General features: G+C 39.1%; 19 protein-coding genes. 13 read left to right on the forward strand and 6 right to left on the reverse strand.

Annotation, left to right across the window (positions count from 1 at the left end; translation table 11 throughout):
* Window positions 1-111: 111 nt before the first annotated feature.
* From ABDV70_RS04440 to ABDV70_RS04470, 7 genes are all read left to right on the forward strand, one after another.
* Window positions 112-2,172 carry an EAL domain-containing protein gene (locus ABDV70_RS04440; protein WP_343595742.1) on the forward strand — a complete coding sequence of 687 codons (2,061 nt, stop codon included), beginning with the start codon at window positions 112-114 and terminating at the stop codon, window positions 2,170-2,172.
* A 229-nt stretch (window positions 2,173-2,401) separates the two neighbouring features.
* Window positions 2,402-3,991: a peptide chain release factor 3 gene (locus ABDV70_RS04445; protein WP_343595743.1), complete on the forward strand. Its 1,590-nt coding sequence runs from the start codon at window positions 2,402-2,404 to the stop codon at window positions 3,989-3,991.
* A gap of 128 nt (window positions 3,992-4,119) precedes the next feature.
* Window positions 4,120-4,962, forward strand: a complete 843-nt coding sequence (locus tag ABDV70_RS04450) for a hypothetical protein (RefSeq protein WP_343595744.1) — start codon at window positions 4,120-4,122, stop codon at window positions 4,960-4,962.
* Window positions 4,963-5,120: 158 nt separating this feature from the next.
* On the forward strand, window positions 5,121-6,011 hold the full coding sequence (locus ABDV70_RS04455) for an RsiV family protein (RefSeq protein ID WP_343595746.1): 891 nt from the start codon (window positions 5,121-5,123) through the stop codon (window positions 6,009-6,011).
* Window positions 6,012-6,033: 22 nt separating this feature from the next.
* On the forward strand, window positions 6,034-6,855 hold the full coding sequence (locus tag ABDV70_RS04460) for a TatD family hydrolase (RefSeq protein WP_343595748.1): 822 nt from the start codon (window positions 6,034-6,036) through the stop codon (window positions 6,853-6,855).
* 259 nt (window positions 6,856-7,114) lie between these two features.
* Window positions 7,115-9,868, forward strand: coding sequence for an aconitate hydratase AcnA (gene acnA / locus ABDV70_RS04465; RefSeq protein WP_343595749.1), 2,754 nt, complete (start codon window positions 7,115-7,117; stop codon window positions 9,866-9,868).
* Between the two features lie 372 nt (window positions 9,869-10,240).
* Window positions 10,241-11,032: a tRNA threonylcarbamoyladenosine dehydratase gene (locus tag ABDV70_RS04470; protein ID WP_343595750.1), complete on the forward strand. Its 792-nt coding sequence runs from the start codon at window positions 10,241-10,243 to the stop codon at window positions 11,030-11,032.
* Between the two features lie 96 nt (window positions 11,033-11,128).
* Here the strand turns inward: ABDV70_RS04470 and ABDV70_RS04475 are convergent, their stop codons facing one another.
* From ABDV70_RS04475 to ABDV70_RS04485, 3 genes are all read right to left on the reverse strand, one after another.
* Window positions 11,129-11,593: an HIT family protein gene (locus tag ABDV70_RS04475; RefSeq protein ID WP_343595751.1), complete on the reverse strand. Its 465-nt coding sequence runs from the start codon at window positions 11,591-11,593 to the stop codon at window positions 11,129-11,131.
* Between the two features lie 145 nt (window positions 11,594-11,738).
* The gene (gene dusA, locus ABDV70_RS04480) at window positions 11,739-12,764 is read right to left on the reverse strand and encodes a tRNA dihydrouridine(20/20a) synthase DusA (RefSeq protein WP_343595752.1); all 1,026 of its coding nucleotides are present in this window, start codon (window positions 12,762-12,764) and stop codon (window positions 11,739-11,741) included.
* Window positions 12,765-13,247: 483 nt separating this feature from the next.
* Window positions 13,248-14,228, reverse strand: a complete 981-nt coding sequence (locus tag ABDV70_RS04485; protein WP_343595753.1) for an alpha/beta hydrolase — start codon at window positions 14,226-14,228, stop codon at window positions 13,248-13,250.
* Between the two features lie 46 nt (window positions 14,229-14,274).
* Between ABDV70_RS04485 and ABDV70_RS04490 the strand changes: the two genes are divergently transcribed.
* Window positions 14,275-14,727, forward strand: coding sequence for an Rrf2 family transcriptional regulator (locus ABDV70_RS04490; protein ID WP_343595754.1), 453 nt, complete (start codon window positions 14,275-14,277; stop codon window positions 14,725-14,727).
* A gap of 85 nt (window positions 14,728-14,812) precedes the next feature.
* On the opposite strand, the gene ABDV70_RS04495 is transcribed toward ABDV70_RS04490, so the two are convergent.
* On the reverse strand, window positions 14,813-15,148 hold the full coding sequence (locus tag ABDV70_RS04495; RefSeq protein WP_343595755.1) for a carboxymuconolactone decarboxylase family protein: 336 nt from the start codon (window positions 15,146-15,148) through the stop codon (window positions 14,813-14,815).
* 1,073 nt (window positions 15,149-16,221) lie between these two features.
* Here ABDV70_RS04495 and ABDV70_RS04500 point away from each other — a divergent pair.
* From ABDV70_RS04500 to ABDV70_RS04520, 5 genes are all read left to right on the forward strand, one after another.
* Complete coding sequence (locus ABDV70_RS04500) at window positions 16,222-16,740, forward strand: fimbrial protein (RefSeq protein WP_343595756.1); 519 nt, start codon at window positions 16,222-16,224, stop codon at window positions 16,738-16,740.
* A gap of 77 nt (window positions 16,741-16,817) precedes the next feature.
* Window positions 16,818-17,570, forward strand: coding sequence for a molecular chaperone (locus ABDV70_RS04505; protein WP_343595757.1), 753 nt, complete (start codon window positions 16,818-16,820; stop codon window positions 17,568-17,570).
* A gap of 8 nt (window positions 17,571-17,578) precedes the next feature.
* Complete coding sequence (locus ABDV70_RS04510; protein WP_343595758.1) at window positions 17,579-20,188, forward strand: fimbria/pilus outer membrane usher protein; 2,610 nt, start codon at window positions 17,579-17,581, stop codon at window positions 20,186-20,188.
* Between the two features lie 186 nt (window positions 20,189-20,374).
* On the forward strand, window positions 20,375-21,613 hold the full coding sequence (locus ABDV70_RS04515; RefSeq protein WP_343595760.1) for a fimbrial protein: 1,239 nt from the start codon (window positions 20,375-20,377) through the stop codon (window positions 21,611-21,613).
* Window positions 21,610-22,353, forward strand: a complete 744-nt coding sequence (locus ABDV70_RS04520; protein WP_343595761.1) for a molecular chaperone — start codon at window positions 21,610-21,612, stop codon at window positions 22,351-22,353. The genes ABDV70_RS04515 and ABDV70_RS04520 overlap by 4 nt, the downstream gene beginning before the upstream one ends.
* 116 nt (window positions 22,354-22,469) lie before the next feature.
* Here the strand turns inward: ABDV70_RS04520 and nadC are convergent, their stop codons facing one another.
* Together nadC and ABDV70_RS04530 are read right to left on the reverse strand one after the other, a co-directional pair.
* A complete protein-coding gene (gene nadC / locus ABDV70_RS04525) occupies window positions 22,470-23,318 on the reverse strand; it encodes a carboxylating nicotinate-nucleotide diphosphorylase (RefSeq protein ID WP_343595762.1) in 849 nt (282 codons plus the stop codon).
* A gap of 62 nt (window positions 23,319-23,380) precedes the next feature.
* A complete protein-coding gene (locus ABDV70_RS04530; protein WP_343595763.1) occupies window positions 23,381-24,331 on the reverse strand; it encodes a hypothetical protein in 951 nt (316 codons plus the stop codon).
* Window positions 24,332-24,345 lie beyond the last annotated feature (14 nt).

Genomic DNA, 24,345 nt, shown 5'->3' on the forward strand with positions numbered 1-24,345 from the left:
TTTTAGATGGTGTTAATGTTACGGGTGCTATAAATCATGGAAATTATAATAGCCCAAGCGTTATTGAGCATGATGAGTAGAAATAAGTAGAATTAGCTTTGGAAAGATGAAATGGCCGTATTTAAGTATGACATGACCTTTGTCATTGGTTCTATCATCATTGCAACATTGACATGTTATGCGACTATAGCAATTATCCAGTTGCTATTTAAAACATTAAAAACAAAATATAAAACAGCCTTAATATTAACTGCGGGTACGCTTCTCGGTACTGCGATTTGGGGAATTCTGGTTTCTGTTGTATTGATTATCAATATGACAACCGCAAGTTCTTGCAATTTATTATTGGGTGTTTTGTCTTATGTTGTCGCGGTGGTCATCTCCACATGTGCAATTTGGGTGGTAAAACATAGAGAATTACCTCTTGCCTTGTTATTGCTTTTTGCCATTGCATTTAGCATAGGGTATTGGGGAAGTTATGAACTTGCCGTGAGGGCATTCTTACCATTACAAAGCATTTATTCCTCACCTATGGAATGGCATGTCTTTGCCATATTGCTCGCAAGTCTGGGGATGTCGGGTACTTTATGGGTGATATTTAAATCTAAAGAATTTGGAAAAACTGCCATATTAAGATTAGCTGTTTCTTTTATTTTTGGAAGCAGCTTAATCGCAATTCAATCAATTTACATGTTCCATTTTGAGAAATTCTTAAAAGCATATCTGTTGCCTGTTGTACATAGTGCGCAGGTGATTTGGGGTGGAATGGTTGTATTTGGTGGTTTTGCTGCTGTTATTGTGGCTTTATTTCATTGGTTTAAATGGTGTTTGGATGATCGAGAAAAAAGGCTCTATCAAGTCAATAAAAAATTAACCAGTTTAGTCCAACATGATGTTCTAACTTCATTACCCAACCGTACTTATTTAAATGACTATGCAAAATCAATGCTGGCAGAACACCGTTTGCATAAACAAAGTGCAGCATTTATTGGTATCGATTTGGATCGTTTTAAAGCGGTAAATGATGCCTTTGGTTATCATATTGGGGATGAATTACTGCTGAAGTTTGCTTGTCGGATTTCAAGTGTGCTTGGAGAGAATCAGACCTTATTTAGGATGGGAAGCGATGAGTTCTTATGTGTTGCAGAACATTGTTCTATGGCGCAGGCGGAACAGTTGGCTCAGACCATCCTAGATAGTATTAAAAAAGCATTCGTGATTTCAGGGCGAAATATCAATATTACTGCAAGTTTGGGAATCGCACTTTATCCAGAACATGGGGCAAGTTTACAGGAATTGTTAATGCATTCCGATATTGCGATGCTTGAGGCAAAATCGGTAGGGCGTAATACCTTTCATGTCTTTAACTTTAATCTGGAACAATACGAAGAGCGTCACCAATCAAAATTAATTAATGACTTGTTCCGAGCACTTGAAGAAGACCAATTCATTCTTTTTTATCAGCCGAAGTTTACACCTGAGCGTGAAATTTGTGGGGTTGAAGCACTCATTCGCTGGCAACATCCAAAACTAGGACTACTAGGCCCTAATATGTTTATTCCTTTAGCGGAAACAACAGGATTAATGATTCCACTGGGATATTGGGTGATGGAGCAAGCATGTAAGCAAATTCAGGAATGGGAAGCGCAGAATCTTAATTTTTATCCGATTTCAATTAATCTATCGGCTGTTCAAGTTGAGCATAAAAGCTTGATTTCTCGAATAAAAAGTCTGATTCAACAATATCATATCAATCCTGATCATCTGATTATTGAAATTACAGAAAGTACAGCAATGCATAACATTGAGTTTAGCATTGAGATTTTCCAGAAAATTCGTGAGTTAGGCATTCGATTATCCATTGATGATTTTGGAACAGGGCATTCAAGTTTCGTGTATTTAAAAGACTTGCCTGTGAATGAATTAAAAATTGATCGTGCATTTATTCGTAATTTGATGAAAGGTTCCAAGGATGAATTGGTTTTAGCCAGTCTGATTCAACTGACTCGGAACTTGGGTTTGACGGTCACGGCGGAAGGGGTTGAAACCGAAGCTCAATTTGGAATTTTAAAAGGATTGGGCTGCCAACAATTTCAGGGTTTTTTACTTGGAAAACCGACACCGAAAGAAGTACTTGAAATTCAAATGCAAAATAGGACTCGTCAGATTTGAATCATTTTTTCAGATCTAAAAAATAGAAATATCAGTCATACATCATGGCTGATATTTTTTATCCAGAGATCACAATGACGCAGAATGTGACATTGTTTGGAATGAGCATCTATCATAGCCTCCACAAGTTGAATCATATATAATCAGCCCAATTTTATTGACACTCCTTCACACAGCGTTAAGACATTTTGATTGGTGTCTAACTGTGTACAAATTGCAGATTTATTGAATGTTAAAAGACGAATTAGCCAAAGAAGTAAAAGCTCGTAGAACTTTTGCGATCATTTCCCACCCCGATGCGGGTAAAACCACCATGACAGAAAAACTGCTGTTATGGGGTAAAGCCATTCAGGTTGCGGGAATGGTAAAAAGCCGTAAATCCGACCGTGCAGCAACGTCTGACTGGATGGAAATGGAAAAAGAGCGTGGGATTTCGATTACCACATCTGTGATGCAGTTTCCGTTTAAATCACACGTGATTAACTTACTCGATACTCCGGGACATGAAGATTTCTCTGAAGATACCTACCGTACCTTAACTGCTGTTGACTCAGCGTTAATGGTCATTGACGGTGCAAAAGGGGTCGAGGAACGTACCATCAAATTGATGGATGTGTGTCGTATGCGAGATACGCCAATTGTTTCATTTGTCAACAAAATGGATCGTGAAATTCGTGAGCCATTAGAACTTTTAGATGAAATTGAAAACGTACTGAAAATTCGCTGTGTTCCGATTACATGGCCTTTAGGGATGGGGCGTGATTTTGCAGGGGTGTATAACATCCTTGAAAACAAACTGTATGTTTATAAAGCTGGTTTTGGCTCAACCATTACCGACATCGAAATCCGCGATGGTTATGATCATGCAGATATTCGTGAAAAAGTAGGCGAGTTGGCGTTTAAATCGTTTGAAGAGTCGCTAGAGTTGGTGCAAATGGCGAATGAGCCATTAGATCGTGAACAATTCCTTGCAGGTAAGCAAACACCCGTCTTGTTTGGTACGGCTTTGGGGAACTTTGGCGTTGACCATGTACTCGATACTTTTGTGGAGTGGGCGCCAGAGCCGAAGGCGCATCCGACTCAAGAGCGTTCGGTTGAAGCGACTGAAGAAGGTTTCTCCGGTTTTGTCTTTAAAATTCAGGCAAATATGGACCCGAAACATCGTGACCGTATTGCATTCATGCGTATCTGTTCAGGTAAATATGAAAAAGGTCTGAAAATGAACCACGTTCGTCTTGGTAAAGATGTCCGTATTTCAGATGCCTTGACCTTTTTGGCAGGTGAACGTGAACACCTAGAAGAAGCATGGCCGGGTGACATTATTGGTTTGCATAACCACGGTACAATCCAGATTGGTGATACTTTCACCAGTGGTGAAAAACTTCACTTCACGGGGATTCCTCACTTTGCACCAGAAATGTTCCGCCGTGTACGTTTAAAAGATCCATTGAAATCTAAACAGCTTCAAAAAGGCTTGAAAGAGCTTTCAGAAGAAGGTGCAACACAGGTGTTTATGCCGCAAAACAGTAACGATTTGATCGTTGGTGCGGTGGGTGTACTCCAGTTTGATGTTGTGGCGTATCGTTTAAAAGAAGAATACAAAGTAGATTGTATTTACGAGCCAGTGAGCATTAATACTGTACGTTGGGTTCATTGTGATGATGAGAAAAAATTCAATGAATTCAAGAAAAAAGCTCATGATCAATTGTCTGTTGACGGTGGTGGTCATTTAACCTATTTGGCGCCAAGCCGAGTAAATTTACAGTTAATGCAAGAACGCTGGCCTGATATTAAATTCAGCAATACCCGCGAGCATTAATTGAAATATTCAAGCAGCTTCTTCGGAAGCTGTTTTGATTTGTATGGAAATTCAAAATATGTGTTTGGTTTTAGCCCAAGTGCATATCCATATAAAATTTGGGTGTAAATAAAAAATTGTTTATAAAAATGACTGACTACGTGCAAGGTGATCCGATGCGTCATAATGTGATGAAAGGAATGTTGATTGGGGCTGTGGTGTTACTTTCAGCATGCCATCAAAAACCAGATGAGTCCAAAACAGCATCGGAACAGCAGACATCTGCGCCTGTACAAAACCCAGATATTTTACCGTATTTAAATATTCAAACGCAGCAAGCAAAATATGCCTTGCCATTTTGTGAAAAGAAAAACTGTATCGATATCGATATTCAAAGTTTACAGACCCAAGATCACTGGTTAAATCAATGGATTGAAAAAAGCCAGAGTCAGGTGATTCAGGCACAAATTTTATTAAAACAAAATTTGAGTCTACAACAGGCGATTAATGCGTATGTGAAGGCATCTGATGAATGGCAGCAGCAATTTAGCGTAAATAAACCTTACCGTTTGCACATGAGCAGTCGAATTGCTTCACAGCGAAATCAATATGTTTTATTGCAATTACAAATCGATAGTAAACAAGCCGATATTGAAGTCAAAGACCGACAATATTTCTTTGTTGCAGATCGCAAACAGCAAAAAAATCTGATGATTTTAGATGTCATTGAAAACTCACAACAAACACAGTTAGACCAATGGGTTCAGCAGGCATATCAGGCGTGGCTGAAAAAACAGGCGAAAGACGCACAGCAAACGGCCCCTAAAAAATTATACTGGGGACAAGCCGAGTGGTTTTTTGATGGGGAAGGTGTAGGGCTTCATTTTCGAGCCAATGATATTGTCAAAAATTCTAAACAGCTCGATATCTTTTTAAACAAGGCACAAACAAAACAGGTCATGAAAGCAGACGTTTTCCGTCGCATGTTCTAGGGCAAGGGCACATTGATCATTTAAAGGGCTAAGATTTTTAAAGTCTTTTGTTGCTAATATGATGATCAATTGTTAAACCATTACATTTATGAATTGTCTCTGCTTTAAAAAAAGCGTTAATGTTGCAATGCGACAATAAATAAAGGTAAATTTTAAAGATGAATTTGCAATCTAAAATAACGACAGCCGTATTAATGGCATTGGGTTTAACATTAAGTGCTTGTCAGAAACAACAACAAGAGACACCTGCTGCATCTCAACCTGCGGAAGCCTCTGCACCTGTTGCCCCTAAAAAAGCCAGCTTTTCGGCAGATATCCAACCCGTCAACGTGCAATTACCTAAGTGTGAAGGAAATAGTTGCCCCGAGTTTCAGGTTCAGCGTTTAAAGAGCAATGTTGAGGCGATCAATAAACAAATCGATCAGGCTATTTTGACAATACTAAAAGAGAATCTGGATTTATCGGATCAACCTGCATCTGAGCTGAGTTCTTCACAACCTATGGCGACTACTCAAAATAGCGATGAGTTCACCCAAGCTGTGACAGCCTATGCTAACCATTTTATGCAGCTTGACCAGCAATTGAAAAAAATGGGCGCAAATCCACAAATTAGTTTACATATTCAACCCAAAGTTTTACCAAGCCCAAATGGAGTGGTGACGATCCAACTTAATTCAGATAACTTTTTGGGTGGGGCACATGGCACTGCTTCACAGCAGTATTTTGTTTTTGATGCGGTACACAACAAACACCTAAAACTTGATGATGTATTGCTCAAACAACAACGACCTGCCTTGGAAAAATTGGCGTATCAACAGTTTCAACAATGGGTGATGACGCAAAAACTGGCAGACAGTGTTAAAAATTATGAGCAAGCATGGCCTTTTAAACTGACCAATAACTTCTATTTCGATGATAAGGGCTTAAATTTACAATATGGTGAGTATGAAATTGGGCCTTATGTGGTGGGAATGCCAACATTTACATTAAGTTATGCCCAATTAAATGGTATTGTGAAACCACAGTATTTACCAAAATCGGCGCAGTAAACTCAATAGGATGGGTATTTGAATGTCTTTACGGTTATTTGATACCCATACCCATTTTGATGTTCCTGAGTTTGATCTAGATCGGATGCAACTGGCGCATGCTGCAAAACAAAAGGGTGTAGATGCACTGGTGTTGATTGGTTTTTTAGCCTCCAGATTTAACGACTTGGTGCAAACGCATCATTTTTTGCAGCAACTAGATGACGTACCTCGTAGTCATTTAGCGCCAGGGTTACATCCGTTTTATATCGAGCAGCATGAGCCTGAACATTTAACTGGTTTGGAGCATCTGCTGCGAACGGAACCGTGTGTGGCGGTGGGTGAGATTGGTTTAGACACGTTTTTAAAACAGCATAAACAACCCGATATTTATCAAAAACAACAAGATTATTTTTCGGCTCAGCTTGAACTGGCACAGCAATATCAAAAGCCTGTACTGCTGCATATTCGTCGGGCACATGCCGATGTATTGAAACTGCTCAAACAACACAAATTTGCATATGGCGGCATTGCTCATGCTTTTGGTGGTGGTGTAGAAGAAGCCAAAGCACTTATTAAAATGGGTTTTAAAATTGGGGTGACGGGACAAATCACCAATCCCAATGCAAAAAAACTGCATCAGGTGGTACAGGCGGTTGGTGCTGAACATGTGGTGATTGAAACCGATTGTCCTGATATGACGCCGTTGTGCTGTCAAAGTTCCACAGAACAGCGTACTCGAAATACGCCTGTAAATTTACCCTATGTTTTTGATGGACTGGCGCAAAGTTTACAGATGTCTGTAACAGAACTTGCCCCGATGCTGTGGAAAAATTCATTGCAGGCGTTACGTGTGTCGGAATAATGCGAATGCCCAACAGAACATGGCATCTTTAAATTCTTCTAAATAGATAATGCAGCATGTCACCGATATAGCTACCGTTATCTTAAATATATAACAATTTAATTACATGAAATTTATATAGTTTTTTTAGGGTTGTCGATAAAACCCAGACCTGCTGCATTTCTTACCAATTGATAACACTCCCTTGCACCAATTTGGCTTACATTAATTTGAGTGCTTAAAAATAATGCAAATTTTGCCAATGGGGGAGGACCACCGAATGGACAAATATCGTAGCCAAAATAGTTTTAACGCATTACAACAACTACAGGTCGAGGATCGGACCTATCAATATTTTAGTCTACCTGAAGCTGCTAAAAAACTGGGTGATATTCATGCCTTGCCCAAATCATTAAAAGTACTCTTAGAAAATTTACTCCGTTTTGAAGATGATCACACTGTAAAACCCGCACACATACAGGCATTGGCAGACTGGCAGAAAAACCGAACTTCTGATCAGGAAATTCAGTATCGACCTGCACGTGTGTTGATGCAGGACTTTACAGGTGTGCCTGCTGTGGTCGATTTGGCTGCCATGCGTGCTGCTGTTGCCAAAGCGGGGAAAGACCCTGACGCTATTAATCCACTTTCACCTGTTGATTTGGTGATTGACCATTCGGTGATGGTAGATCATTTTGCCTCATCTGAAGCTTTTGAAGAGAATGTCGAAATTGAAATGCAGCGCAATGGGGAGCGTTATCAATTTTTACGTTGGGGACAATCCTCATTTAACCGTTTTAGCGTGGTGCCACCGGGGACAGGCATTTGTCATCAGGTAAATTTAGAATATTTGGCACAAGCCGTATGGACAGATAAGTCAGGGGATCAAACCTTTGCTTTTCCAGATACTTTGGTGGGGACAGATTCCCACACCACCATGATTAATGGTTTAGGTGTTTTAGGCTGGGGTGTTGGGGGAATTGAAGCCGAAGCAGCCATGCTTGGACAACCGATTTCGATGCTGATTCCAGAAGTGATTGGCTTTAAGCTGATAGGTAAATTGCAAGAAGGAATTACTGCAACTGATTTGGTATTAACCATTACCCAAATGCTGCGTAAAAAAGGCGTTGTCGGTAAATTTGTTGAATTTTATGGTGATGGTTTGGCAGACTTGCCACTGGCGGATCGAGCGACCATTGCCAATATGGCGCCTGAATATGGTGCAACCTGTGGCTTTTTCCCGATTGATGACATAACCCTTAGCTATATGCGTTTAACTGGACGTAAAGCTGAACGGATTGCACTGGTTGAAGCTTACTGCAAAGCGCAAGGTTTATGGCGCAATGCTGGGGACGAGCCAGTTTTTACCGATATGCTCAGTCTAGAGATGGGCACGGTTAAAGCCAGTTTGGCAGGGCCGAAACGCCCGCAGGATCGGGTAGAATTGGGTGATGTACCCAAAGCCTTTCAAGACGTGATGGATTTGCTCGTCAAACCTGTAAAACAAGCCAAAGAGCAGCTTGAAAATGAAGGCGGTGGAACGGCAGTTGCAGCAAAAACATCCAGTATTCAAAATGATTCACCTGCCTGTGTGTTAAATGGTGAGCATTTTTCATTAAAAGATGGTGATGTCGTTATTTCGGCAATTACGTCTTGTACCAATACCTCTAACCCAAGTGTGATGTTGGCAGCGGGGTTACTTGCGAAAAAAGCCATTGAACAAGGTTTACAACGTCAGCCTTGGGTGAAAAGCTCATTGGCACCCGGCTCTAAAGTGGTAACGGATTATCTGGCTGCGGCAGGTTTAACGCCATATTTAAACCAATTGGGTTATAACCTTGTTGGATATGGCTGTACCACTTGTATCGGAAACTCAGGGCCTTTGCCTGAGGTGGTTGAAGAAGCCATTCAATGTCAGGATTTAAATGTTGCCTCAGTGTTATCCGGCAACCGTAATTTTGAAGGACGTGTCCATCCACTGGTTAAAACCAACTGGTTGGCTTCGCCACCATTGGTGATTGCTTTTGGTCTGGCAGGAACTATTCGTAAAGACTTGACCCAAGAACCAATAGGTGTAAATGCTGAAGGCAAAGCAATTTATTTAAAAGACATTTGGCCGACACAAGCAGAAGTTCAGGGAGTCTTACAAAAAGTAAATACTGACATGTTCCATAAAGAATATGCCGAAGTGTTTCATGGTGATGAAAAATGGCGAGCCATCCAAATTCCAGACAGCAAAACATACGCATGGGATGAAGACTCAACCTACATTCGTCATCCGCCATTTTTTGATGGTATTGATCAGCCACCTGAACCGATTCACGATATTTTAAATGCTAATATTTTGGCGGTATTGGGTGATTCAGTCACTACAGACCATATTTCACCTGCGGGAAATATCAAAAAAGACAGCCCAGCAGGGCGTTATTTACAGGAGCATGGTATTGCACCTAAAGATTTTAACTCTTATGGTTCACGTCGTGGCAACCATGAAGTCATGATGCGTGGTACTTTTGCCAATATTCGGATTAAAAATGAAATGCTGGGTGGAGAAGAAGGCGGTAACACCTTATATATTCCATCGGGTGAAAAAATGGCAATTTATGATGCAGCAATGAAATATGCCCAAGACCAAACAGCCTTGGTGATTGTTGCAGGGAAAGAATACGGCACGGGCTCGTCACGTGACTGGGCAGCAAAAGGCACCAACCTGCTTGGGGTAAAAGCCGTGATTGCGGAAAGTTTCGAGCGGATTCATCGCTCCAACTTGGTTGGTATGGGGGTTTTACCACTTCAGTTTGTTGATGGACAAACACGACAAACATTAAACCTGACAGGGCATGAACGCTTATCCATTTTAGGATTGTCGGATGAGATTCAGCCACATCAAAAGCTCAAAGTAGACGTTGAACGGAGTGACGGCACGAAAGACAGTTTTGAGGTGCTATGTCGTATCGATACCTTAAATGAAGTCGAATACTTTAAGGCAGGTGGCATCTTGCATTATGTTCTACGTAATTTGATTGCGGCATAAGATGAGAAAAAGGCACAGATTTATAATAAGTCTGTGCCTTTTTTGATGAGATTTAAAAACTAAGAAAAGTTTAAAAATACATTAAAATTCAGTATGATGAAAATAAAATAATGTAGAATTTTAATGCAAAAGAAGTTAGTTTAATTTCAGTACCTAATGCATTAGCTTCAAGCCTTTTTATATAAAAAGAAGATAGCAGTAGGAGTATTGAAAAAATTGGTCATGCAATCATTTAAATCATTATCCTATGAAAATGTGTCCAACAATCTTTTAAGTTAAAGCGTATCTTATGGTTGCTAAAAGGCAATTTGCATGACACGTCGTGCAGAAAACTTTAGAATAGCGACTTTAAAATTTGATGTTTAGCCACATATGACTCAGTCAAACCATGAAACCACTTTAGATGATGTAATTCAAAATGACGAATATGACCGCCGTTTTGCAGGAGCCGCTAAAATTTATGGTGATTCATCCTTTGCACATTATGAAACCAGTCATGTGATGGTGATTGGGATTGGTGGTGTGGGAAGCTGGGCAGTAGAGGCTTTAGCGCGTACAGGCATTGGTGAATTGACTTTGATTGATATGGATGTACTGGCTGCATCGAATATCAACCGTCAGCTTCCGGCGCTTACATCGACATTAGGACGTGAAAAAATTGAGGTGATGGCAGAACGCTGTCGTGAGATTAATCCTCGTATTAAAATTAATTTGGTCGATGATTATTTATCAGTAGATAATCTTGAGCAGCTCATGGCAAGCCAGCCTGATCTGGTTTTAGACTGTATTGATGATGTCAAAGCCAAACTGGCATTGATGCTGTATTGCCGCTTTAATAAAATTCCGCTGATTGTTTCAGGTGGTGCGGGTGGGAAACTCGACCCGCTTAAAATTCGGGTTGCAGATTTATCTAAAACTGAACAAGACCCGATGCTTGCCAAATTGCGCAGTCAGTTACGTGCAAAGGGCATTTGTAAAAAACCAAAAGAAAAATTTGGTATTACCTGTGTTTATTCAATTGATAATCCATTTTCAGGTGCTGAAGTTTGTGCAACAGCAGGTTTACGCTGTGGTGGCTATGGTTCTGCTGTGGTGGTGACGTCTAGCTTTGCCATGGTTGCAGTAGCAGAAGTGCTGAAAAAACTGGATGCCAAGAAAAAATAACGCACATCATTAACCCACCATTTTTACAAAATTGAATGTATGTATACATCCAATTTTGATTTTGGATTACGCAAAAAAGGGTGATGACATTTTATTTTAATGTGGCATTGCTCGAATTTTTTGGGCTAATGCTGCCAATTTTGCATCGTCCTCACGTTGATAGTCGTGAGAGGAAATGTAGCCTTGATATTGATCAAAATAAAGATCTACTAAGGATTTGATGGGCTGCCAGTGATGCTGTGTATGTTGAGTTCCGTGCATGGGAAAGAGTTTGGCATGGACATGATCTACCCCAAAACCTTCAAAAACCATTGCTGTTCGAGCCACATCTTCAAAATATAAATCCAGCTTTTTTGCCACTTGTTTTGTAAATTTGACCAGTTTAAACAGAATTTCGTCATCTAAGTTGAAGGCATAGCTGGAAAAATGCTGTTTGGGAATGACGACAGTTGCCCCGAGCGTATTGGGGTAAATCGATAAAAAAGCGAGAAATTCATCATTTTCTGCAACAACATGACTTGGCAACTCACCATGAACAATTTGACAAAATACGCAGGCCATAATTTATTTTCCCTTTGAAAAAAAAGAGATTATGGCTTTTTGATTTCAGTTTAATGAAACCCATGTCATCCATCAACTTCGATCATTGACAATTGTTGATGGATAAATTGAGTTTTAATCAGTGATGATCTTTTAGGGTATTAGGTTATAAAACCTGATCTTGATGCTCGGCCAAATACGCTTCGGTACGGATAATTGCATCCTGCATATTTTGAATGGCATGTTTTACATCATTTAAAGTTTTTGCATTACCACCGCTTAACGCCTGACGCCATTTACGTGCGCCAGGTAAATTTTGGAATAATCCTAAAATATGGCGGGTGATAATAGAAAGAGGTGCACCTTCTGCAAGACGTTGTTCAATATAAGGTAGCATTTGCGCCATAATTTCAAAACGGTCAGGGGCTTCTAAGTCCCAAAGTTGCCCTAACTCAGCCAGCAAATAAGGATTGTGATATGCCTCACGTCCAATCATAACACCATCGATATGTTGTAAATGTGCTTCAGTTTCAGTAACTGTTTTAATGCCGCCATTGATTTCAATGAATAGCTCAGGACGGTCTTGTTTTAAACGATACACATCTTCGTAGCGTAAAGGTGGAACTTCACGGTTTTCTTTCGGTGATAGTCCTTGCAAGATGGCAATCCGTGCATGTACCACAAAATGTTTACAGCCTGTTTTTGCAACCGTATCGACAAAATGCAGCATTTCTTCATAAGACTGCATGTCATCAATACCGATACGATGTTTAACATGTACTGGAATTTGCACGGCATGTTGCATTTCTGCAATACATTCAGCGACCAAATCGGGTTCTGCCATCAGACATGCACCAATTTTATTATTTTGCACACGGTCACTCGGGCAGCCGACGTTGAGGTTGATTTCATCATAGCCCCAGTCTTGTGCCATTTTGCTGCAAAGTGCGAGTTCTTGAGGGTTCGAGCCACCAAGCTGTAACACAATCGGGTGCTCTTGTTGATTGAAATTTAAATGACGTTCAGCATCACCATGAATAATTGCACCCGTTGTGACCATCTCGGTGTAGAGCACGACATTGGGATTAAACATACGTGCAAAGTAACGATAATCTTTTGTCGTCCAATCCATCATCGGGGCAACACTGATTCGTGGATGTTGCTTAGTTTCAGTGTCTTGCGAGATATTCATTTAAAATCAACCTATGAAGTCAATGTGACAGCGAGAGTGTAAACAAGCCATTATTTTAGCCTATTTTTCATTTTGAAAAATGGGGCTATTACGCCATTATTTGCATTAGCAATTTATGTATATCTTCTAGAAATTCATTTCAATTACAAAGATCGAATTAGAGAAAGGCCTTAAGTTGAAAAAGATAGTGACAAGTTAAATGGCATAGCAAATAGCTAAATAATCCTGAAAAATAAATGCAAAGATAATCAACTCATCTTAAGCAAAGGCATGGTCAGTACAGTTGTGTGCTGCTGACTTAATCTCATTCAGGGATTTTGAATCGCGCGGCATAATATCACAAAAATTAAATTGGTACTTGGCTAGGCATATTACTTTTGAAGTTGTTTTTAGCTCTTAAATAATCGGGTGCCCATGTATCAAATTTGATTTATGGACACACGTTATCATATTAAAAAATGGCATGTTTGGTTTTACATGTTTTCAACTTTCTAATGAATGTAGAAAATCAATCATTTTTTGATTCACTTGGTCGGGTGCTTCTTGCTGTAACCAATGTCCTGAGTTTGGAATGATATGTGAGCCTTGTAGATTTGCGATGAATTTTGGCATTTCTGCAATAATTTGCTGCATACCGGGCATGGCCAGACCTGTATCGTGCTCGCCAACCAAATAAAGCGCAGGTACTTTGATTTTTAAGTCATGAAAAGCACCTTGTTGTTCCCAGTTTTGGTCTAAATTTCGATAATAATTTAACCCACCACTAAATCCTGACTTTTTAAATGAATTTACAAATACCTCAAAATCTTCTTGTGTTAACCACTTTGGTCGGTTGTCAGGCAGAGGGAGTGAACCCAATAAACCATCTTGTTTTGACAACATGCTAAAGGGATTATGTGATGCTTCAGGATTATGATTTCCTTCTGAGGATGCCCAAAAATAAATCTTTTTAAGACTGGTTGATATATCTTGTTCCAGTTCTTGTGCAGCCAGTAAAGGCTGAGAAAAGTAAATGGTGTAAAACCATGCCTGATCATTTTGAGGAAATAAATGGCTCGGCATTAAGGGCGCACGTGCCATGAACGGAACACCTAAAGCAACAATCGCATGAAAACGATCTGGTCGAATTTGCACACACTGCCAAGCAATATTGGCTCCCCAGTCATTGCCTATGATTGCAATTTGACAGATATTTAAGGCATCTAATAGACCAATTAAATCACTCATAATATCTAAAATGGTATAGCGATGAAATTCTGCTGGTGAATCACTTAAACCATAACCTCTAAGGTCTGGAGCAATCGCATGATAACCTGCTTCTGCTAATGCATCTAACTGGTGTCTCCATGAGAATGATGTTTCAGGAAAACCATGCAGCAGAAGTACAGGCTTTCCTTCGCCTTTTTCTGTGATATGTAAACGAATACCATTTGTTTCTATAAAAGAATGAGTCAGTGCATTCACAGCGGTTCTCCGATATTTGCATTCGTCAAAGTAAAATTGTAACATTATGAGTAACGAATTAATAGTGTTAAAACTGATGCATTTAGATACAAAATTTGCAAGGCTGCTGCATGTTCTAATTCACATGTACTTAAAGGGTGGGTCTACAACGTCTGACATCATTGCGCAAATGCTGCATACAAACCCCGCATTGGTACGCAGAACAATGGCTCCGCTTAGAGAGGCGGGATATGTGAAATCTGAACGAGGGCCGGGTGGTGGTTGGACATTAAGTTGTACATTTTCGGATGTCACAGCAAAAGATATTTACTTAGCACTTAGGTACAAGGAATTATTTATAATAGGCCTGTCTGATGATCATCCAAAATGTCCAGTTGAGTCCTCTGTAAATGACTTGCTTGATGATGCAATGCAAAAAGCTGAAAAAGAATTTCTTCAGACATTAGAGCAAATACGGCTTTTAACGATGGCAGAAAATATTGTAAAAAATGAGGGATGAGTCATTTTGGGATGAAGATCAATTGAGTATTTGAATAAATACTTCTAGGTCAAAAAAAGAGAGCTAAGCTCTCTTTCTTAACATATTACTTCTGTGCTTCACACGCCTCTAACGCTCGTAAAGCAAATGTATATGCAGCACCAGCATTTAAAGAAATTGCTGTTGCTAAAGCACCAGCCACTTCGCTTTCTGTTGCGCCGGCTTTCATTGCGGCCTCTGCATGTACTGAAATACAGCTTTCACAACGTGTAGTAATTGCAACTGCTATAGCAATAAGTTCACGTGTTTTGGTATCTAATGCTTCAGCAGCGGCAGCATCATTCAGTGAAGCATAAGCTTGAAGCATTTTAGGATGTTTCTTTCCTAAAGCTCCAAATGATTTTTTGACATGTGCTGTATGTTCTGGCCAATCTAGGAACATTCTAAAACCCCTATGATGAAATATACGTTTTTATATTAGTTGAATTAGAACTAAAAAAGGTCTTAAATTTTGTGTAAGTACAGTAATTAAAATCTTTAACTACTGGACATGTCGATGTCATTGCCTTGGTCAACCTGCTTGCTAACGAAAATTTATAAATAATTTTAAAATAGGATATTCAGGATAGAAAAAATCAAAAGAATGATTTGTGTAGGTCAAAATAATACAACTGTGAAAAGTTGCTATTGATATCTTCTGAGGTGTAGATAATCAATAAATTTAGAGTTTATAACTTGAAATCAGATTTGGAATTTTGATTAAGAGCGATAATAATCACTATAAAATGAATTTTTGTGAATTAATATGCTAATTGTTCTTAAAATAGCCAAGTGAGATGATCAAGTATCTGCTGAAAATTATTACAATGCTAAGCCTGAAAATATTGGGCTTAATTAAATTATCGAAAATTCACATCATCATATTTTGTGGTACTCAAAGTTCCAATATCGGTATATTTAAAATTCTGTTTTATATTAATAATTTTATTTTGTTATATTATGTTGGATGAGTAATACCTTGGTGTTTGTAGTTTTGTGGCCATTAAATACAGAAAATTAGTTCCGATATTCAAAAATTACAATCGTGAAATTAGCAGAAAAATAGGACGTATATTGGGTTGGTTAAACGATTTAATATTATTGCTGATCATTAATAAGTATATGAAAAAGGTCGGATTTTAGATGTAAGTTAATATCTGAAATTTTCAACATGAAATTGAATAAACAATGATTTATGACAGAAATTTGTTGAATTAAGAGCTAATCTCATTTATACTTTTTTTTAATAAAACAAATTGTATATTGTTTTTTAATAATCTCCTATTTGTAATTGTCGTCATCAATCTGCATTAATTTTTGAAAACTATTTAAAGTGAAAATAACTGAGCAATATAAATTAATTGCCGAACTTTTTTTATTTTTTCTTTAGGTTCAGGGTACTAAATACATTAGAGTTTTTGCAATTTATTATGGCAAATTCAGATTAATTCAATTTTTTAACAAGAGTGACTTTTTATGAAGATGCAAATTTTAACTGGCGTAATGGTGATATTAGGTGCAGCACAAATCGCAAATGCTGCGGATACAATTACCTTTACAGGTACGATTGATTCGAATACTTGTACCGTTGATGTTGGTGGCACTACATCATCTACCATTACGCTTCCAAATGTAGGGGCGGGCAGTTTAACAGCCGCAGGTAAAACTGCAGGTGCAACACCTTTTAGTATTAATATTAAGGGATGTGGTACTACTGCTGATGATGTGGCTGTTCGTTTTGTTGCCCATAATCCTGATGATACAAATCTAGGTTTAGACTCTAGCTCTACAGCGGCCAATGTCTCTATCCAGCTGCTAAAAGGTAGTGCTGGTTCAAGTTCTTTGGATTTTACGAATGGTGTTGCCGAAACAGATAAGCAAACAACAGCATCTGGTACTGCTACTTATAATATGACAGCACAATATTATGCAAAGGGTGCAGTTACAGCAGGGACTGTAATGGCAGTGACTGACTACGAAGTTATTTATCCTTAATGGATTTTTAATGATTCGCCATGTACCACATATATTGGTTCATGGCGTATTTGACAAAATACAAGATAGGATAAAAGATGAAAAGCATATCTAAAATCTGGCCTCACCTATTAATGGTTTGTAGTTTATCTACTGCATCTATTGCGCATTCAAATGTTGTAATGACAGGTACTCGAATCATTTATCCAGCAGAACAGCAAGAAAAAACTTTACAGTTTAGTAATAATGCTAATCAGAGTTCTATTGTTCAGATTTGGGTGGACAAGGATAATCCACAATCGACGCCTGAAACAGCAGATGGCCCTTTTGTGATTAACCCTCAAGTCTTTCGAATTAATCCAAATCATGGGCAAATGGTTCGGATGATTTATGTTGGGGTAAATACATTACCTCAAGATAGGGAGTCTATTTTTTATTTGAATTTTAAGCAAATACCCGCTTTAGAAAAAAATAAGCTCGATCAAAACAGGCTTGTTTTGTTAGTAAAAAGTCGAATAAAAATTTTTTATCGCCCAAAAACGATTATTGGTCAACCAGAAGATAGTTTTAAAAACCTGACTTATACGCTCATCCAAAATAAAAGTACGACATTACTAGAGGTAAATAATCCAAGTGGTTATTATATCAATCCAACCCAAGCAATAATAAAAAATAATGCGTTGGAATATAAAGCCTTAGACGTCAATATAATTCCGCCTAAATCAACAGTTCGTTGGAAATTAAATAAGGAAATTACTCAGGGTTCAGTTGATCAGGTAATTTTACGTTTGGTCAATGATTATGGCTCTTATATGAATCAGCAGATTAAACCAAAACAACAATCCAATTAAGGTGGCTAATGATGTTCAAGCATAGTCCTTTATTGGCATATTTATCTATTTTTATTCAATTACCTTTATTTTTCTCAGGTCAGATTTATGCTGAGAATGTAGAGTCAGAAAATGTAACAGAAGAAGATACATATACATTTGATTCTAGTCTTTTTAAAGGAACAGGATTAAATAAGGATTTGATTGAACGTTTTAATCATCCAAATCAGATACAGGCGGGCCAATATACCGTAGACTTATATGTCAATGAGCACTTTATAGATCGTCAAAAAATTAGATTTGTAGATGATCCGACTAAATCGAATAAGGTTGATGTTTGTTTGACACGGTCTTTATTAGAGCGTGCAGGTATTCTGGGGAGTTCACAATTCCAAAAAAAATTGATCAATGAAGAACATCATCAAATATCACCCAATGAATGTTTGAGGCTAGACCAGATTGCAGAGGGAAGTCGGAGTGATTTTGATTTTTCTGACTTGCGTTTAAATTTACTTATCCCACAACAGTTTCTAAAAAACTTACCACGTGGATATGTTAACCCTGCCGAGCTTGATGCTGGTGGTAGTATTGGGTTTATTAATTATTCAGGAAATTACTATCGTACAGAAAGTAAGTCCAATCATAACGCAAGCTATGAATCAGGCTTTGTCAGTCTTAATGCTGGTATTAATTTTGGTCAGTGGCAATACCGTCAGCAAAGTAATTTTTCGATTGATAATGAACATCATAGCCGTTGGAATCATATTCGAAGTTATGTACAAAGACCGATAGAATCATGGATGTCTGTTCTTACATTAGGGCAGCAGTATGGATCGGGACAGTTTTTTTCTACGCTGCCATATGTCGGATTAAATCTCCAGACAGATGACTGTATGCGACCCGATTCGATGCGTGGCTATGCGCCTATCATCCGAGGTACGGCACAAACCAATGCTAAAGTTTCAGTTGAACAAAATGGTCGAGAAATTTATCAAATCACGGTTGCGCCTGGACCATTTGAAATTAAAGACCTGTACCCAACCAACTTTGAGGGCAATTTAAAAGTTGTGGTCACAGAAGCAGATGGCACAGTACATAGTAATGAAGTGCCTTATGCTGCGGTTCCAACATCGTTGAGGGCAGGTCTTTTTAATTACAATTTTTCATTTGGGCGTACAGACCTTGATCGTACAAAGGATGCTTATTTCTCAGATTTTAATTATGAATATGGCTTAAATAACAGCATTACGCTTAATGGTGGTCTGAGATTGAGTCAGGGCTATCAGGCAGTTGTGTTGGGTGGTGTATGGGGATCATGGTTAGGAGCATTCGGAAGCAATGTGACTTATTCTCGTTCTGAACAGGGAAACCCTTCAGGTACGGACACTATGGATGGTTGGATGGCAAATTTGACCTATAGCAAAACCTTTCAGCCGACTAATACAACAATTGCGATTGCGGGATATCGATATTCGACACAAGGATATCGGGAGCTTAATGATGTACTTGGTCTTGCATATGTTACAAAACAAGGCATTGACTGGGTTTCTAATACTTATTTGCAACGCTCACGCTTTCAGCTCAATTTGAGTCAGCAATTTGGCCGATTTGGTAGTCTCTATGTTGCAGGTTCAATACAGAATTATCGAGACGAACGTAAAAATGATACGTCATTTCAGGTTGGCTTTAGCAAAAGTATTGGTATCCTGAGTTTTAATCTGAATTACACCCGTCAAAAAATGTATGTCATGCACGATGGCGGGAATAGCAAAGAAGAATATTTTGATAACTTTGGGGGAATCAGTGTACATATTCCTCTGGGCAAAGTACGTAATCCGCTACGACCAACACTGAGCACTTATTATAGCCGAAGTAAAGATAGTGATAATTATCAGCTTGCAGTCAATGGTCCGCTTGATCATGACTATAGTCTCAATTATACCCTCGGGGTGAATGGTTCATCTGATCAGAATAATACAACGTATACAGCTGGTTTATATAAGCGTTTTGCATCGCTTCAGCTTGGTGTCAATACATCTTACAGTGACCAGTATTGGCAGAATTCGATTAGTGCAAACGGTGCAATCGCATTGCATGCAGGTGGGATCACATTTGGACCTTATTTAACAGATACCTTTGGTTTGGTGGAAGCGAAAGGTGCAAAAGGGGCTAAGGTCATTAGTTCGCCTTATAGCAAAATTGATCGCTTTGGTTATGCCCTAATTCCAAGTTTAAGTCCATATCGCTACAACAGTATCACTTTAGATCCTCAGGGGATTGCCAATAATGTTGAACTCGAAGGTGGAGAACAACGTATCGCACCTTATGCAGGCGCGAGTGTAAAAATCAAATTTTTGACCCGTACTGGTTATAGTGTGCTTATTCAAAGTCATCTTAAGAACCAGCAAGTAATACCCATTGGAACTGATGTATTGAACGATACAGAAGAAGTAATTGGAATGGTTGGGCAAGGTGGACAGGTATATCTGAGGGTTGCAAAACCACAAGGTGTCTTGCATTTACGTTGGACGAACCAGAATGGTACTTCAAGCTGTGTACTCCCTTACTCAATCCGCAATTTAGATATGAACCAACCGCTTATTAAATTAAGTTCGGTATGTGAAATGGAGAATCCATAAATGATGATGAATGATAGATGTTTCCAATCAAATCTTAAGCTCGTTATTTTTACGATTTCTTTATTTTTTATATCTTTCTTAATTTCGGGCCATACTTGGGCAACTTGTCAGATTAATACGAATCCGTTATATCTTGCAACCGATGATGGAAGTGCTGCCAAAATCAGATTTGGGAATGTGCAATTGATGAGTCAGGCGATACAGCCGCTTGGGACCATTATGGCAACTACCATTGTGGCACCGACTGAGTTTCATGGACGTAATTCTACTTCAGAGTCAATTTTATGGATTTGTGATGAAGGTGATCAAAACTATATTACGTTTTTGGCTTCAACCAACGGTGATGATTATTATGGAGGTCGAGTTCAGGTTTCAGCGACAGATGCAGGTGGACAATCGGGCGTGTTTTATACCTATGCACGGCTTACAGGCCTTAGACTGACCATGGGGGGAAAGATTCTCACGCAATACTTTCAGGACATCCCCGTGAATTATGAAACTGGAACTGGTGTGAATGGTTGTGCGGTTGGCAAGATTTGTATTCGTCTAAAACATATTCCAAATTTGCAGGCAGAGCTGATACGAATACAAACTTATCCTGAGGTGAGTTCTACTGTTATCCCGCCTTTGAGTAATGGGCTTTATAGTTATGCAGGTCCCGCAGCGTATATTCAACTGAGTAATAAAACCAATGGGATAGGTCCACAACCTGTGACCTTTGGACATGATGAAATTGGTGAAAATCACCTCACCCATTATAACTTTTGGGGTGCTATTAACGGATTTGGATATACTTTATATAACGCTGTAAACATTAATTCCCCAGCAAACTCTTGTTTGACAACATTCTCTACGCCAGTAGTTAATTTTCCAAAAACCAATGCTGATGTATTAAATAGTGGTGGCGAAGTTTCAGCAGATTTTGAGGTTCAGGTGCAATGTAATAATAGTGCGAAACTTGGAACATCTACGGGTCAAAATGCCATTGGCATACAGGTATCTCCTTCAACATATACGGCATCTCAAAATCTGGGTTTAGTCAATTCATCTACAGGTGTGAGTGCTCTCGTTTCAGATAATTACACCCAAGACACTACGCTGGCTCAGAATGTTGCAATTTATCTTGTTAATCCCTCAACCAATGAGAGCATGAATTTTATCGGTCAACCTGGTTTGACCGGTTCGCTTCCAGCCACGGGTGGAACAGGTTGTACAGGTTATTGTTATAGTGCTATTAGTTATCCTAGTGGTAATTTGGCTGGTTGGTATTCGCTTTCACAAAATGCTCAAATCATTGGAACACCTATAGCAGGTTATACTTTATATCGGATTCCGTATCGTGCAGTACTTAAAAAATTACCGAAAGGCACGGTAACAGCAGGTCGTGTTTATGCAACAGCTACAGTGATGGTCAAAGTCCAATGAGATTGATTTATTTTAGCTTGATGATTTGCTGGTGTACGTGGACTATACCTACATTTGCAGGAATACTTTCTGAGAATACTAGGGTGGTTTACGATGAAAGTGCTTCATCTAAATCTTTTATTATTGTGAATAAAAATACATATCCTATTCTCGTTCAAACATGGGTGGATTATGGTTTGGGTTATCCAAACAAGGAGAATGTGCCCTTTGTGGTTTATCCTCCAGTCTTTAAAATGAAACCAGATGCCATCCAAGTCCTCAAAATTATTTATACTGGAGACAAAACGGTAACAGACAAAGAGTTGCAGTTTTGGCTAAACCTTTATGAAATTCCAGGAAAAAACAAAGAACAGTGGAGCAAAGAATCTGAGAGTACCAATCGGTTGGGACTATCCGTTCAGACGCAACTAAAACTTTTTTATCGACCTAAAAAAATTGTTCACATGAATGTAGAGGATGTTGCAAAACAACTTAAATTTTATTTGAAAAAGAGTGATCACCAAGTCTTTTTAGTGTGCAAAAACCCAACACCTTATTTTATTTCATTCTCTAAAATTGAGCTCATTTCAGATGTAAACCATATTGTGATTGAAGACCATCTTGATCAAATGGTTGCACCACAATCGGAGCAAGCATACCCAGTGAAGCATAATGTTACTGATATAAAAGATATTGCATTTAGTCTTATATCTGACGATGGTTTTGCATATTCATTTCAATATAATTTTTTTAGTTTTTAAAATTTATATAAAAGAGACGTGCTAATTGAGTTTGAGCTTCTGTGTTATATCGCCAATTTAAAAGCTGTGCTTGTCCATTTCGATGACAAGCACAAACCTAAAAAATTAAAAATAAATTATAAATAATCCAAGCCAATATCTAAATATCGCGCGCTGTGTGTGACATAGCCCAATGCAAGGAAATCAACGCCCGTCTCTGCAATGGCTGCCGCAGTTTCAGGGGTAATTCCGCCAGAAGCTTCAGTTTTTGCACGACCCTGACACATGGCAACGGCTGTTTTGAGCTGATCCAGATTCATGTTATCAAGTAATACCAGTGAAACGCCTTCATTGAGCACACGTTCAAGCTGCTCAAGTGTGTCAACTTCAACTTCAATTGGAATGAGATGTCCAGCATAGGCTTTGGCACGTTGGATGGTCAGTGCAATATCACCGCCTGCCAATGCAATATGATTGTCTTTAATCAAAATAGCATCATCAAGTCCCATACGGTGATTGCGTCCACCGCCAACACGCACGGCATATTTCTGAATGTCACGTAGTCCGGGAATAGTTTTGCGGGTACAGGTGAGTCGTGCTGCTGTATGCGCGAAACACTGTTGAATTTCATGGGTTGTGGTTGAAATGCCACTGAGATGGGTTAAAAAATTTAGTGCAGTACGTTCAGCACTTAAAATAGCACGGGCATTGCCTTGTACGCTGGCAATAATGTCGCCTGCATGCAATGTATCACCATCTTTTAAATGTGCTGAAAAGGCAATCTGTGAATCCATATTATGAAAAGCAAGTCGGGCAAGGTCGATGCCGCATAAAATGCCTGCTTCACGTGCAACAATATGCAATTGAGTGGTTTGTTTTGAATCAATCACTGCCTCAGAAGTGATATCCCCACGACGCCCTAAGTCTTCCCTTAACGCAGATTGAACCAGAGGTTGAGTCAAAACATCTGGTAATGCATATTGCATGGCGAGTTCTCCAATATATACTCAAAAGGAGTATATATCGTCAAAAGCCAAACTGGCAAATATTAATTACTCACTGTTGGTAGCTTGTAGCCTGAAAGTAAGCTTTCTTGAAGGACATTGGCTTTAAAACGATAAAGCTGGGCGGGGCGGCCACGTTCAGGTGTTGATTCTTTCCCTGTTGGTTCAACCAAGTTTTGGTTATGAATCAGGCGACGGAAATTTTGTTTGTGTAATTCGACACCATTTAAGGCTTCAATGCTTTGCTGTAACTGAAAAAGCGTAAATTCAGGAGGCATTACTTCAAAAATGACAGGACGATATTGCATTTTTGCTCTAAGGCGTGACATGGCAGTTGCCAGAACTCGGCGATGGTGGTTATGCATTGGCTTACCCACCACATGTTCAGGCAATCTTGCATCAAAATAAGGAGATTCGGCAATTAATCCGACTTCGTACATTAACTCATAGCGTAAGAGTGCATTTTCTTCATGCCACGCAAAGCCATTTAATCCCCAACATAAATTCATGCGTTGTTGGCGCATATGACGAATGGTGGTCGATGCCGCAGAGTCTACCCAGTTTTGAATATGCGGCAAAATTTGCTGAGTGATTTCTTGCGAGCGTCCTTGTCTTAAATCTTCCCACGGAAAATAGTTATACCAGTCTTGCCATTTTGCTGCCAATTTTAGATTTTTTTCGTCAGCTTCTTTTACTAAACCTAAATAACTAATATAAACAACAGGATGCCCCACTTTTTTTGAACGTTTGACATCCACAAAAGTATATAATTGTTCCATATACCCCAAAGGCTGTTCAGTTTGTTGTTGTACCCATGTGCGGGCACCAGCCTGTAATGAATGATGAATTGGGGTCAGTGGTCCATAAGGTAATAAAGCCCCGTCCTGAATGGTAAGTACCCGTGCGGAAAAATTGGTGACCGCAATCAATACTGCCACCAACTCGGTTGCAGTTTCCTGAGAATAATTAAGCCCTAAATCTGCCTGTGGCTGCATGTGTGATCTTATCT

This window comes from Acinetobacter sp. (assembly GCF_039596015.1).
GTDB lineage: Bacteria > Pseudomonadota > Gammaproteobacteria > Pseudomonadales > Moraxellaceae > Acinetobacter.